Source organism: Falsibacillus pallidus (genome assembly GCF_003350505.1).
Classification (GTDB): domain Bacteria; phylum Bacillota; class Bacilli; order Bacillales; family DSM-25281; genus Falsibacillus; species Falsibacillus pallidus.
In genome coordinates, this window is sequence record NZ_QQAY01000003.1 from 161,886 (window position 1) to 175,684 (window position 13,799).

Consider the following 13,799-nt stretch of genomic DNA (forward strand, 5'->3'; position numbering starts at 1 on the left):
TCAAAACTTTATGAAAAGTCATAGGGAAAAATAAAATAAGGCGGTGCATAAATGGCTAGGAAATTACTTCAGGCTGCCATCGTTGCCATCATGTTGACAGCCTCATTTTTCACCAATGCCCACTTTAGCCATGCGGGCGGACCCCAAGCCAAAGTAGGGGTCGATTCATTGAATGTCCGGCAAGGGCCGGGACTTACTTATTCTGTAGTCGCACAAATACATAAAGGGGAAACCTACGAAATCGTGGGCCAGCAAAAGGATTGGGTCCAAATCAAAGTTTCTGCATTCACAAAGGGTTGGGTTGCTTCTTGGCTCGTCACAACCACTGACAATGGATATACTGCATCCAGCAGTGATTCAATCGGCATCGTCACCGCCGATGGCCTTCGGCTTAGAAGCGGGCCGGGAACTGGTGAAAAAGTCATTGATGTCCTTTCTAAAAATGAAAAGGTCTCAATCCTGGCATCCTCCTCAAACTGGTACAAAGTCAATGCGAATGGCCATACCGGATGGATATCCAGTGAATTCGTTTCTATGTCAGGGAAAACGGAAGCTGCAAGCACAACCTCCGCTAAGAGCGCCATCATAACAGCAACTTCCCTGAACGCCCGTTCAAATCCGGATCTCGGCAGCAGGATTGTCGGCTCCCTAAAAAAAGGGGACCGGGTCCGAATCCTTTCCACAAAGAATGACTGGAACGAGATTGAATTTGGCGGGGACACAGCATGGATAAGCGGAAAATATGTGGAATATTCCGATTCGCCTGCTCCTTCTTCACCATCCTCAGGCAATCAAACCATGATGGCCGTTGTTAAAGTGGATAATTTAAATGTTCGAGAAGAACCTTCTTTGAATGGAAATATTGTCGGCAGTGTAAAATCCGGTGAACGTGTGAAATTGATCGAGGAAAAAAACGACTGGATGAAAATCGAGTTGAGCCAAGGAAGCACTGGCTGGGTAGCAGGCTGGTTTATGGAAAAGACCATGGCAGCACCTTCAAAAGGGAATGACGTCTCTTCTTCAAAAGGTACAGCCGTCATATTGTATAATGGGACAAACATCCGCAAACAGCCTTCTGTACAGTCAGGCATCGCTCTAAGGGCAAATGCAGGAGACTCCTTCCGTATTAAGGGGGTAACAGGAGATTGGGTTGAAATTTATCTTTCCAACGGCGATACAGCTTTCGTGGCAGGATGGATCATATCAACCGATTTGAAAAATGCCCCTGGCAAAAACGGAAACGAAAGTCCCCAATCACACGGATCCATCGCAGGCAAGACGATTGTCATCGATCCTGGCCATGGCGGCAGGGATAATGGTACAACCGGGAACAAAGGGACACTTGAAAAAAATATGACCTTAAAGACTGCTCAATTGCTTTATGACAAATTAAGCAATGCAGGTGCGAAAGTCATCATGACAAGGAATGATGACCGGTACATTTCTTTGCAGTCCCGTGTTGCTGTAGCTCAATATGAAGACGCTGATGCGTTTATCAGCATCCACTATGACAGCATTCCGGACCGCAGCGTAAATGGACATACAACCTATTATTATCATTCGTTCCAAAAAGATTTGGCCGAGTCAGTCAACCAAGCAGTCTCCAAGAAAGTCAATCTCAGGGACCGAGGGGTTAGATTTGGAGATTATCATGTCATTAGGGAAAACCATCAGCCTTCCACACTTTTGGAACTTGGCTATTTAAGCAATCCCGCTGAAGAAGCATCTATTCTTTCCAATCAGTATCAACAAATTGCTTCCACAGGCATTTACAATGGGTTAATGGATTATTTCAACTAAAAAAGCAGAAGGGAAATTCCCTTCTGCTTTTTTTTATCAGCTTTCAATAATCAGAGTGACTGGGCCGTCATTCGTCAATTTGACATCCATCTTGGCACCAAATTTACCTGTTTCAACAACAATTCCTTGATCTCTCAACATCTGATTGAACGCCTCATACAATGGCTCCGCTTGTTCAGGACGTGCTGCAGCCATGAAGTTCGGCCTCCTCCCTTTACGGCTGTCGCCATAAAGGGTGAACTGAGAGATCGATAAAATTTCACCGCCGACATCTTTCAAGGAAAGGTTCATTTTCCCGTCCTGATCTTCAAACACACGGAGATTTGCTATTTTTTCTGCAAGATACTTAGCGTCATCAAAGGTATCTTCGTGCGTTACTCCAACTAATAGAACAAAGCCGAAGTCGATGGATCCAATCGTTTCATTTTCCACAACCACACTAGCTGCTTTAGATCTTTGCAAAACGACTCTCATCTGAATTTCTCCTTACCGAAAGATTGTTGACAATCAATTCATGATTCTTCGGACGGAATAGATGTCAGGAATCTGTTTTATACGCTCAACCACTTTTTGAAGATGGCTGATGTTTGTAATAGAGATGGACATGATGATGGTAGCTGCTTTATTTCTATCGGATCTGCCGGAAACAGCAGTGATATTGGTCTTCGTTTCGTTGACTGCCTGCAGCACCTCATTCAGGAGCCCTCTTCTGTCATAGCCTGTAATTTCGATATCGACATTATATTCTTTTCGTACTGCTCCATCACTTTCCCATTCAACAGGAATCAAGCGGTTCTGCGCCTCGCTCACATCCACGTTCGGACAATCCGCCCTATGGACTGAAACACCTCTCCCCTTGGTGATGAAACCGACAATTTCATCTCCTGGAACCGGGTTGCAGCAGCGTGATAAACGAATCAATAAATTGTCGATTCCTTTCACTCTTACACCCGCATCCCGTTTTTTATGAGTCGGGAATGATTTGAGTTCAGAAACGGCCTCTTTAATTGTTGTTTCTTCCTGATCACGTTTCTTGCGCAGTTTTTCCGTCAGCCTATTGGCGATTTGAGCAGCAGTGATGCCATTATAGCCGACAGCCGCATACATATCATCTTCATGGGTGAAATTGAATTTTTCAGAAACCCTTTTAAGATTTTCCGGAGTGAGGATCTCCTTCAATTCAAAATCAAGTGCTTTAATTTCTTTTTCAACCAATTCTTTACCTTTTTCGATATTTTCATCTTTGCGCTGTTTCTTGAAGAACTGCCTAATCTTATTTTTCGCCTGCGAAGTCTGGGCAAGTTTAAGCCAATCCTGGCTTGGTCCATAGGAATGCTTCGATGTCAGGATTTCAATGATGTCGCCTGTCTTGAGCTTGTAATCAAGTGTGACCATTTTTCCGTTGATCTTGGCCCCGATGGTCTTATTGCCTATTTCAGAGTGGATCCTATAGGCGAAATCAATCGGAACCGATCCTGAAGGAAGCTCGATTACATCACCTTTTGGCGTAAAGACAAACACCATATCAGAGAAAAGATCGATCTTTAATGATTCCATGAATTCTTCAGCATTGGCTGAATCATTCTGGAACTCCAGGATTTCGCGGAACCATGTTAGTTTCTTATCAAATGGAACTTCTTCATCGACGGATTTGCCTTCCTTGTATGCCTAGTGAGCGGCAACCCCGTATTCTGCAATTTGATGCATTTCTTTTGTCCGGATCTGTACTTCCAGGGGATCACCTTTTGGACCAATGACCGTCGTATGCAGGGATTGATACATATTCGGCTTTGGCATGGCAATATAATCTTTGAAGCGCCCAGGCATCGGCTTCCAGCAAGTATGGATGATTCCGAGCACCGCATAGCAATCTTTGATGCTGTCAACGATGATTCTCACTGCAAGCAGGTCATAAATTTCATTGAACTGCTTATTTTGAAGGACCATCTTTCGATAAATGCTGTAAATGTGTTTTGGCCTTCCGGAAATTTCCCCGATGATGGTGACTTCTTTCAGACGATCCTTTACGTCGGAAATGACATCTTCGAGATACTGTTCCCTTTCTGCCCGCTTCTTTTTCATCAGATTGACGATACGGTAGTATTGCTGTGGATTCAAATATCTGAGAGCTGTATCTTCAAGCTCCCATTTAATTTTTGAAATCCCCAGCCTGTGTGCAAGCGGCGCGAAAATCTCCAATGTTTCATTGGAAATCCTGCGCTGCTTCTCATGGGGCAGATGCTTCAGGGTGCGCATATTATGAAGCCGGTCAGCGAGTTTAATCAGGATGACGCGGATATCCTGTGCCATCGCAACGAACATTTTTCGATGATTTTCAGCCTGCTGCTCCTCTTGGGACTTATATTTAATCTTCCCGAGCTTTGTAACACCGTCCACCAGCATGGCCACTTCTTCATTGAATTCATTCTTCAATTCTTCCAACGTGACGGAAGTATCCTCGACGACATCATGAAGGAAGCCTGCTGCAACAGTAGCAGGATCCATTTCAAGATCTGCCAGGATCCCAGCTACCTGGATCGGGTGGATGATATAAGGCTCCCCTGACTTTCTATACTGCTCTTTATGGGCATTCGCAGCATAATCATATGCTTTTTGAACCATACGCACATGATCTTTATTCAAATATTCAGTTGTACGCTCTATCACTTGCTCGGCGGTCAAAACTTGATCTTTCGCCATATAAAAACTCACCTTTATGAAGAGAAATTTTATTTATACGTTCAATGAATCTGCCTGAGACAATTTATAGAATCGCCTAGGGCAATTCATAATCATTTTAGGAATTTAACTAATTGTTACTATTATCGAAAAAAAACTATGAGATGTAAAGCCATTCGTGCAGAAATTTAGGCATTTTGAAAGCATTTGTCGAAAAATATTGTAAAATTAAGGCTGTTTTCGTAAACCTTGTTGTTAAAATCTTAAAGCCGATTTTAACGTAAAAATACATGTTTTGCGCATGGGATAAAGTATCCAGGCTCTTTTAGAGCTGATTTTTCTGTATGGATTGCATAAGTTATCCTGTTTTACTGCATAAAGCAACAAACTTTAAGAAAAGAGCCAAGATAAAAACGAAAGAGTACCCCTTTCCAGATTTAAAAGGGGTACTCTTAACAATGAATTAATTAAAACTGCATTAGAGTCAAAATATCGTAATCATCTAATTTATTGCGGCCATCCAAATAAGTCAATTCAATCAAGAAAGCGATTCCAGCCACAACTCCGCCTAGTTCTTCAACCAATTTGATAGTAGCTTCGATGGTTCCACCAGTTGCAAGCAGGTCATCGGTAATAAGGACGCGCTGTCCCGGTTTGATTGCGTCTCTGTGGATTGTTAAAACATCTTTCCCATACTCCAAGCCGTAGTCCACTTTCACTGTTTCTCTTGGAAGCTTTCCTTCTTTACGAACAGGAGCGAAACCGACTCCAAGAGAATAAGCGACAGGGCAGCCGATGATAAATCCGCGTGCTTCAGGCCCCACTACCAAATCGATGTCTTTTTCACGTGCATATTCAACGATTTGATCGGTTGCGTATCTATATGCATCCCCGTTGTCCATCAACGTAGTGATATCTTTAAATTTAATTCCTGGTTTTGGCCAATCCGGAACAATTGTAATATATTGTTTTAAATCCATGCTTCCGTTTCCTCCTCATTATGAACAGACCATAAGGTACGCTCATCAAACCAAGCTTTTAATTGCTGATAAGATGAATAGAGCAGTTCATTTTCCATTATAAATTGAGATTGTTTTAATTGATAGGTCCTTGAATCCGTCAAATCCCGTTTTGGACTAACAGGATTGATAGAAACAAATCCATTGTTTATTGTAACAAAATCCAGCTCAAAAAACACCTGTGACATAAAATCTATTGTTTCCCGCGACCATCCTTTATGTTTTGCCAGACTATCGCCAAATCGATTTAAATCAAATGGACCTTTTTGTTTTAGAAAAGCATAGAACCATTTAAAGTGTTCCCTCTTTGGAATAGTACTGAAGAAATGGTTTTCTTCATGGTGGAAATAGGCATAGATTCTATGCGGAAAGCTTCCTTCAAGTGCTTTTTCCAAGATTGCCTTATCTGCCGGAAGGTCTAGCAAAATAACATTCTTTTCGTTCAGATCAAGCTGCTCTGCCGCTATTGCGTCATACACTCTTTGGAGGGTCAACCCTTTTACAAAAGGTAATTTTTCCTCAGTGACTGGATTAAAGGTCAGGAATAAGGCTTCGCTGCCAGGGATTTTAGACAGCCATTTGTCTATTTGCCTGATCCCCCTGATATCGAACAGCTGCCCTTCACCAACAGCAATATCCTGGACGAACACTTGAGGTTTTCTATTATTATTCCACTCGTTGATAGACAGTTCCCCTATCAAAGATACCTTTGAAAGAGGAGAAATGTGATCCGCCTTATCGCCAAGGCCAAATCCCACTCCATCCAGAGATGCCGATTCACTGGCTAAAACTACTTTAAGATGATTCGAATCAGAACCGATTTTCCTTATCGTAGATAGGTTCACATCTTTAATTAATAGCTTCGGTTTGGGATTGTTCATTCCGAATGGAGCAAGCAGATTCATTTCATTGATTGACTCAATATGAATATCCTTGATATTTATTTCTGCATCCACCTCGGTTAGCGGGATGAAGTCATCATCTGTCAGCTGCTCTCTGCCAAGTTTATTTAATCTTTCCCTTAATTCAGGCACATCATCAATGGCAAGCGTCATTCCTGCCGCCATCGGGTGTCCCCCGAAATGAGGCAGTATATCCCTGCATTGAGATAAGTTCTTGTACAAATCAAAGCCGGCAATACTTCTGGCAGATCCTTTTGCCTTGCCTGTCTCCGGGTCGAAGCTCATTACGATGGCCGGACGGTAGAATCTGTCCACAATCTTCGAAGCAACGATTCCGATGACCCCGGCATTCCAGCCTTCTTTTCCAACTACGATGCACGTATTTTCTTCCGGAGGGAATTGTTCAGCAACCATCTGTATTGCTTCTTCTGCCATTTCATTGACAATGGATTGCCTTTCTTTATTTAACGCATCGATCTCCTGGGACAGCTCCTTTGCCGTTTCGATTGAATCCGTCAAAAGAAGTTCCACTGCAGGGTCTGCATCTCCCAGTCTTCCTACTGCATTAATCCTTGGTGCAATAGCGAATCCGATCGTTTCTTCAGTTATTTCATTTTGGTTGGAACCCGTGATCCTGATTAATTCTTTAATGCCAACCCGGTTTGTAGTCTTTAGCTTCTTCAAGCCTTTTTTAACGATGCTTCTGTTTTCTCCATGAAGCGGCACTAAATCTGCAACCGTCCCGATAGCCGCGATTTCAAGAAGATGTTCCGGCAAGCTTCCATATAAGGCATGTGCGAGCTTCAAAGCAACGCCGACCCCTGCTAGGTCAGCGAACGGATACGTGCTGTCCTCTCTTTTTGGATGCAGGATAGCCAGTGCTTCCGGGAGGACAGGACCTGGCTCATGATGATCTGTGATAATTAGGTCCATTCCTAATTCTTTAGCGACCTCAGCTTCATGAAGTGCAGAGATACCTGTATCGACTGTAATCAGAAGTTTGATTTCCTTTTCGGCCGCCATTCTAAAGGCGTTTTCGTTCGGTCCGTACCCTTCTGAAAATCGGTTTGGGATATAAAAATCCACATGAGCCCCGAGATCCCGGAGAACCGTCATCATCACCGTCGTACTGCTCACACCATCTGCATCATAGTCGCCGAATATTAAAATTGGTTCTTTTTCATTTATTGCTTGCTTGATTCTATCAACTGCAATCTCCATATCATTCAGGAGATAGGGATCATGGAATTGATCTTCACTAAATAAAAATTCTCTGGCTTGATATTCTTCTGTGATTCCCCTGCTTACAAGAAGAGAAGCCACAAAAGGAGTGATCTGCAGTTTTTCTGCCAGATCCTTTGCCAGAGTTTGATCCGTTTCTTTTATCATCCATCTTGTTTTTGAATTTAACATACGTTCACCCCTCAGACCTTCTCTATTATACAAGAGTGGACAGGGCACTTCAACGGAAGAAGAGGGTGTATAGATTGAGAGGGAATCCACTCGCTTTCCGCGGACGAACTGGCAAGCCTCCTCGCTTCGCTGTGGGGTCTCGCCTGCCCGTTTTTCCGCCGGAGTCTCGCAGATTCCCTCACAATCACAATAATTTCAATCTTTCACAACAAAAAAACTGACCCAGTATATTGAGTCAGCGCTTCTCTCTGCTTTTTATTCTCCCTCGTGGCCATCAATGTGGTCAGGGATGTTTTTCTTATTGAAAGTTGATTCTTCTGATTTGAATGCTGAATTCTTGTTTAATTCTTCTTGCAGGGCTGCATTTTGTTTTTCAAGCTGCTTCACTTTTCGCTGGAGGCTGTACATCCGCACAAAGCCTACCGAGCCAATGATGATACCGCCCATGAACACAGATCCAAGTATCACCAATATCAACGGCCATTCAGCTGTCCCAAACAAATAATTGACTTCAACATTATCCACATTAATGACGGCAAAAATGGCTACAATCAAAGCAAAAACAATTCCAAATAATAATGTCCATTGAAATTTCATTTTTTCACCTTCCATACCCGTTTATCATAATGCCTCTCTTATTCATACCCTATTTAAAAAGAGGTATAAACTATTTTCTTCTATTCCCGTGTCGATAGCAAGCCTCAATCGGCCAAAAAGAAAAGCCGCAGTAAAAACTGCGGCTTTTTCAACGGATGGAGCATTACACTTGAGGTTCGTCGCTCCATTTTTTCTTTTCTTTAACGGTTTTGATTGTACCTTTTTTCTTAAGTTCTTTTTTCTTCCATACTAGCCAAAGCTGAGAAGCGATGAAGATGGAAGAATACGCACCGGAAAGCAATCCGATCAATAGTGCAATAGAGAAGTTTCGGATTGATTCGCTTCCGAAGATGAGCATGGCAACAACAGTGATGACAACCGTCAATACCGTGTTGACAGAACGTGTAAATGTTTGACGCACACTTTTATTAACCACTTCTTCCAGCTCTTCTGGTGTCTTGATGCGGCGTTTCTTCGCCATGTTCTCACGAATACGGTCGAATGTAACGATGGTATCGTTGATGGAGTAGCCGACGATGGTCAATACAGCCGCAATGAATGTCAGGTCGACTTCCAGACGGGTGATGCTGAATACCCCGATGATAAAGAATGCATCATACAGCAAGGCAATGATGGCAGCAAGGGCCATATAAAGCTCAAATCGCAGCGTTACATAGATGATGATCCCGATGGATGCGATGATGACAGACTTGATCGCATTTCTAGCAAGTTCCTTCCCGATGGTAGGGGAAACGGTGCTGACATTCGGTTCATTTCCGAGTTTTTTCGTAAAGCTGGTCTTAAGGTCTGCTATTTCTTTTTGCGATAGAACCCCTTTAAATTGAGCAACGCCAATTTCATTGTTTTTACCTGAAAGGACAACGGTATCCGGCTTCAGGTGCAATTCATCAAATTGTGATTCGATCTGATCTTTTGTTAAAGCACTCTTAGACAGCAGTTCAACACGTGTACCATGTGTGAAATCAATTCCCAGATTCAATTGGAATATGATCAGGAAAATCAAGCCTAATAGAACGGTTATGATTGAGTAGCCAAAGAACTTTTTGGAAGGCTTGACGAAATCGAACTTATCAAAGCGCGTTGGAAGATCCAATGTATCAAAGTTCTCAGCGATATCTTTGACGTCACCTTTTTTAACACCCATTAAGGAAGGCTTGCCTTTCAAAGCTCGGCTGTTCACCAGCAATCCTAATAATAGGCGTGAACCGAATACAGCCGTGATAAAACTTGCCAGGATGCTGACAATCAACATTGTCGCAAATCCTTTGACAGAGCTTGTCCCATAAATGAAAAGTACAATACCTGCAAGGATTGTCGTTAAGTTTGCATCCAAAATGGTCATAAAGGAAGATTTATTACCAGCTTGGAATGCTGCCCTAATGGACTTCCCGACCTTGATTTCTTCTTTTATCCGTTCATATGTGATGATATTGGCATCCACTGCCATACCGACACCGAGGATCAAGGCGGCGATTCCAGGCAGTGTCAGGACACCGTTCATCCAATCAAAGATAACCAGGATCAAATAGATATAGATTGATAACGTGACAACTGCCACCAATCCTGGGATGCGGTAATAGAAAAGCATGAACAGGAAGATGATGCTGATCCCGATGATCCCCGCGAGGATCGTCTTATGCATTGCCTGTTCTCCGAACTTAGCCCCGACGGACGTTGAGTATGTTTCTTTCAATTTCACTGGCAGTGCTCCAGCATTTAAAAGGGAAGCAAGATTCTTTGCTTCATCGATTGTGAAATTCCCTGTTATCTGGACATCAGAGGAATTGATCGGCTTGGAAACTTGCGGATCTGAAATGAACTTTGGATCCGCTTTTTTGGCTTCTGCTTTATAAGAGTCTTTGCCTTCTTCAAAATCAAGCCAGATGACTAACTTGTTGTCTGGGTATGGTTTTTGAGACAAATCTTTTGTCAGGTTATAGAATGCATCTTTGTCTTTCAATTGCAGCGAGACAATCGGATTGTTCTTGTCATCGAAGGTCTGCTTTGCCTTTCCTGAAACAAGGTCTGTTCCATCAAGGCGGACTTTATCATTGACATCACGGAAAGTCAGATTCGCTTGAGTGGATAGGATCTTGCGTGCTTCATTTTGATCTTCTACCCCTGCCAATTGAACGCGGATCCGGTTATTTCCTTCAATTTGGATGCTCGGCTCGCTCACACCGAGAACATTGATCCTGCGGTCCAATGCATCTGCGGTATTTTGAAGGACTTCCTTCGTGATCTTCTGTCCTTTTTTTGCCGGCTCCACTTGATACAGGACTTCGAATCCACCCTGCAGATCAAGGCCAAGCTTGATGTTCTTCAAAATGTTCTGGGTCGTTGCACCCGCTAAGCCAGCGAATAGCAAAATTACAAGGATAAATGCAACGATTCTGCTTCTTTTTACCATTATGTATAAATCCACCTTTCACGTCTTGAGCACGGGCCGAGCGCATTTTACCTTCAAGCACCGAGAAGAACCGCACCAAAATATTGCCAACATTCTCATTATGAATTAGAAAAAAAATGATGTCAATTTTTCTTTTTACACCTTTTAATCCATTATTTTCCTTTTGGGTGAAGCAGCTCCTGAAGTTCATCCTCATCCACTTCGGTGAACCAATTAGGGGATCGGTATGCTTCAATTGTAGCAAACGTCATGAATTCGCTTACCTTCACCGAGAGAATATCATGTACCAGCTGATGCATGCGGATGGATGGTTCAGGCTTCTTCCACTTTTTTTTGGTCAAGTACTGCCAAAGGTCCACAATGGACACTTCTCCGTAGCCGAACAGGCTGAACTCCTCAATTTTGCTTAACATCGCTGGTTCCAATGAATCATAATACATGCGGTAAGGATGATCATCTTTCATACTTTTCTCCCCGATCTCTAAGGTAATGGTTTTTCAGCTCCATAACTTGTCATGCTTTGTCCATCTCATGGCATATATATTAATTGTATATGATAATACCGCTTTTGAGAAGGCAGGGAATGCAATGTCCAAGTTTTTAAAAGGGACTCTAATATTAATGATGGCAGGCCTCATTACCCGGGTATTAGGTTTTATCAATCGAATTGTCGTGGCAAGGTTCATTGGGGAAGAAGGAGTAGGATTATTCATGATGGCCTTCCCTACACTCATCCTAGTCATCACAATCACACAGATGGGGATCCCGGTTGCCATTTCAAAAAATGTAGCTGAAGCAGAAGCCAGGGGAGATTTCAAAAAAATTAAAAAGATCCTTGTGGTCTCCCTCGCTGTTACACTTTCACTCTCTGTCATCTTTACGCCAGCCCTGATATTGTTGGCGCCGTATCTTTCCCATACCCTTTTTACGGACCCGCGCACTTACTATCCGCTGGTTGCCATTGCTCCTATTGTTCCGATCGTAGCCATATCCTCTGTCATCAGAGGTTATTTTCAAGGGCGCCAAAATATGGCTCCCGCAGCATTTTCACAGGTCATCGAACAAATCATCCGCATCCTTTTGATTGCCATTATGACAAGGGCCTTTCTCCCATATGGCATCGAATATGCGGCAGCTGGCGCCATGATCGCCTCTGTCCTTGGCGAATTGGCATCACTTATTTATCTATTCACTGCATTTAAATTAAAAAAGAAATTCAAAATACGTAAAAATTTCTTTAAATCCATATCCTCCGGAAAACAAACATTCAAGGAGCTTATGGAAATTGCCTTGCCAGCCACCGGAAGCCGGATGATCGGCTCCTTATCATGGTTTTTTGAACCGATTGTCGTTTCCCACAGCCTGGCGATTGCCGGTGTGGCAGCCGTTGCTGCAACAAAGCAATATGGGGCTTTGACAGGATACGCCCTGCCGCTTCTTATGCTCCCGTCATTCATAACGGTTTCTCTTTCGACCTCATTGGTGCCAGCCATAAGTGAAGCCAATTCTAAAAAAGAATTTAAGACTGTTGAACACCGGCTTCAACAGGCATTAAGGTTCTCCTTGATTACGGGCGGACTTGCTGTCATCCTTCTCTATGTCTTTGCTGAACCATTAATGGAGATTATGTACGGGTCTAAGAACGGGGCCGGTTTCATCAAGCTCATGGCGCCATTTTTTATTTTCTATTATTATCAGGGACCGCTTCAAGCCGTTCTCCAAGCTTTGAACCTTGCACGTGCAGCCATGATCAACAGCCTCATTGGAGCCATTGTGAAAACAGCAGTCATCTTCCTACTGGCCACACAACCGCAGTTTGGCATCAATGGAGCAGCATTGGGGATTGTTGTCGGCACCCTTTTGGTTACTCTCCTGCATTTCATGACAGTAATGAAAGTGATTCCCTTTACTATCTATGTCATGGACTATGTAAAATTTCTGGCAGCTACTCTGGTTTCCGCATTGGCGAGCTTCTGGCTTTATCGGGTGCCATTCCAGGAACTCAGCATGCTCCCTCGTCTATTGGGAAGCATTATGGTGATGTGCGTGCTTTACACTATCCTCTTATGGACGGCCGGCTTAATCAAGAGAAGTGATATCGTGATGTTCAGGAAACTCATAAAAAAATGAGGGGTGGAAGCCCCTCATTTTTCATCTTTAATTGTCCTTTAGATCAATGTAAAATTCGCCATTCTGCCAACTGCAAAAAGAAATATCTTTCGTTTGAATATATCCTCTCTCCTTCAGTTCTTTCTTAAGCCAAAAAGGATTTTTTCCGATCGTATTCAAATTTTCATGAATGATGTCCCCATCTAAAATAAGAGGCAAGGTAACGGTGCTTTCAGAATCCTCTTCCTTCTCAAATACCGACAGTTTTCCTGATGTTTCAAGAATGGCAAATTCAACATCAGCTATATTCCGAATATCATTCTCCCTTAACTGCACCATTAAATCATCAAAATTATAGCGCTGCTTCTTCATCATGGTTTCATCGATTTTTCCTTTATTGATCAATATAACAGGCTTTCCATCCACTAGATCCCTGAACCTTTTATTTTTCAGTGATATCCATGCAAAAGTGATTTGAACAAGAAGCAAAACGAGCATCGGAAGCAGGGTATGCATTAAGTCCTCTGAGGGCTTCTCGATTGCCATCACTGCCATTTCTGCGATCATGATGAAGACGACTAAATCCAGTATGCTTAACTCACCGATTTCCCTTTTACCCATCAAACGAAAAATGATCAAAATCACTGCATATAAGAAAATGGTCCGGAACATGATGACGCCGTACATCTGCATCCCTCCCCATTTTTAAAGTTCTGATCTCTCTCGTATTATGCACGTCAACAATTCATTGCATTCCTTTTCAATTAATTAGGCTGTTTTGGTAAATGTTTTTGTTAAAATCTTACTGCCGATTTTAACGTAAAATTAGCAATTTGGCGCGTTGTATTG

The 13,799-nt window shown here is 42.8% G+C and carries 9 protein-coding genes and 1 pseudogene; 2 read left to right on the forward strand and 8 right to left on the reverse strand.

Translation table 11 applies throughout. The features are described 5' to 3' along the window. Nucleotides 1–51 precede the first annotated feature (51 nt). A complete protein-coding gene (locus DFR59_RS07400) occupies nucleotides 52–1,800 on the forward strand; it encodes an N-acetylmuramoyl-L-alanine amidase family protein (RefSeq protein ID WP_114744995.1) in 1,749 nt (582 codons plus the stop codon). Nucleotides 1,801–1,836: 36 nt separating this feature from the next. Here the strand turns inward: DFR59_RS07400 and dtd are convergent, their stop codons facing one another. From dtd to DFR59_RS07435, 7 genes and pseudogenes are all read right to left on the reverse strand, one after another. After that, nucleotides 1,837–2,274, reverse strand: coding sequence for a D-aminoacyl-tRNA deacylase (gene dtd / locus DFR59_RS07405; protein WP_114744996.1), 438 nt, complete (start codon nucleotides 2,272–2,274; stop codon nucleotides 1,837–1,839). A 33-nt stretch (nucleotides 2,275–2,307) separates the two neighbouring features. After that, nucleotides 2,308–4,500, reverse strand: a pseudogene (locus tag DFR59_RS07410) (RelA/SpoT family protein). A gap of 446 nt (nucleotides 4,501–4,946) precedes the next feature. Then, nucleotides 4,947–5,459 (reverse strand): adenine phosphoribosyltransferase, encoded by a 513-nt coding sequence (locus tag DFR59_RS07415; protein WP_114744997.1) that lies wholly within the window; start codon nucleotides 5,457–5,459, stop codon nucleotides 4,947–4,949. Beyond that, a complete protein-coding gene (recJ, locus tag DFR59_RS07420) occupies nucleotides 5,450–7,813 on the reverse strand; it encodes a single-stranded-DNA-specific exonuclease RecJ (protein WP_114744998.1) in 2,364 nt (787 codons plus the stop codon). The genes DFR59_RS07415 and recJ overlap by 10 nt, the downstream gene beginning before the upstream one ends. A 255-nt stretch (nucleotides 7,814–8,068) precedes the next feature. Then, a complete protein-coding gene (locus tag DFR59_RS07425) occupies nucleotides 8,069–8,410 on the reverse strand; it encodes a LapA family protein (RefSeq protein ID WP_114745263.1) in 342 nt (113 codons plus the stop codon). Nucleotides 8,411–8,573: 163 nt separating this feature from the next. After that, nucleotides 8,574–10,841: a protein translocase subunit SecDF gene (gene secDF / locus DFR59_RS07430; protein ID WP_114744999.1), complete on the reverse strand. Its 2,268-nt coding sequence runs from the start codon at nucleotides 10,839–10,841 to the stop codon at nucleotides 8,574–8,576. Nucleotides 10,842–10,993: 152 nt separating this feature from the next. After that, nucleotides 10,994–11,305 (reverse strand): post-transcriptional regulator, encoded by a 312-nt coding sequence (locus tag DFR59_RS07435; protein WP_114745000.1) that lies wholly within the window; start codon nucleotides 11,303–11,305, stop codon nucleotides 10,994–10,996. Nucleotides 11,306–11,429: 124 nt separating this feature from the next. Here DFR59_RS07435 and spoVB point away from each other — a divergent pair, with 124 nt between their 5' ends. Beyond that, entirely contained in the window at nucleotides 11,430–12,971 is a 1,542-nt protein-coding gene (gene spoVB / locus DFR59_RS07440) for a stage V sporulation protein B (protein ID WP_114745001.1), read from the forward strand. A gap of 27 nt (nucleotides 12,972–12,998) precedes the next feature. Here spoVB and DFR59_RS07445 read toward each other — a convergent pair whose 3' ends face one another. Next, the gene (locus DFR59_RS07445; protein WP_114745002.1) at nucleotides 12,999–13,643 is read right to left on the reverse strand and encodes a DUF421 domain-containing protein; all 645 of its coding nucleotides are present in this window, start codon (nucleotides 13,641–13,643) and stop codon (nucleotides 12,999–13,001) included. Nucleotides 13,644–13,799 lie beyond the last annotated feature (156 nt).

Coding starts and splice junctions, on each gene's coding strand:
- spoVB (WP_114745001.1), top strand. CDS start 11,430: ATGTCCAAGTTTTTAAAAGGGACTCTAATATTAATGATGGCAGGCCTC.
- DFR59_RS07425 (WP_114745263.1), bottom strand. CDS start 8,410: ATGAAATTTCAATGGACATTATTATTTGGAATTGTTTTTGCTTTGATT.
- DFR59_RS07445 (WP_114745002.1), bottom strand. CDS start 13,643: ATGCAGATGTACGGCGTCATCATGTTCCGGACCATTTTCTTATATGCA.
- DFR59_RS07435 (WP_114745000.1), bottom strand. CDS start 11,305: ATGAAAGATGATCATCCTTACCGCATGTATTATGATTCATTGGAACCA.
- dtd (WP_114744996.1), bottom strand. CDS start 2,274: ATGAGAGTCGTTTTGCAAAGATCTAAAGCAGCTAGTGTGGTTGTGGAA.
- DFR59_RS07400 (WP_114744995.1), top strand. CDS start 52: ATGGCTAGGAAATTACTTCAGGCTGCCATCGTTGCCATCATGTTGACA.
- DFR59_RS07415 (WP_114744997.1), bottom strand. CDS start 5,459: ATGGATTTAAAACAATATATTACAATTGTTCCGGATTGGCCAAAACCA.
- secDF (WP_114744999.1), bottom strand. CDS start 10,841: ATGGTAAAAAGAAGCAGAATCGTTGCATTTATCCTTGTAATTTTGCTA.
- recJ (WP_114744998.1), bottom strand. CDS start 7,813: ATGTTAAATTCAAAAACAAGATGGATGATAAAAGAAACGGATCAAACT.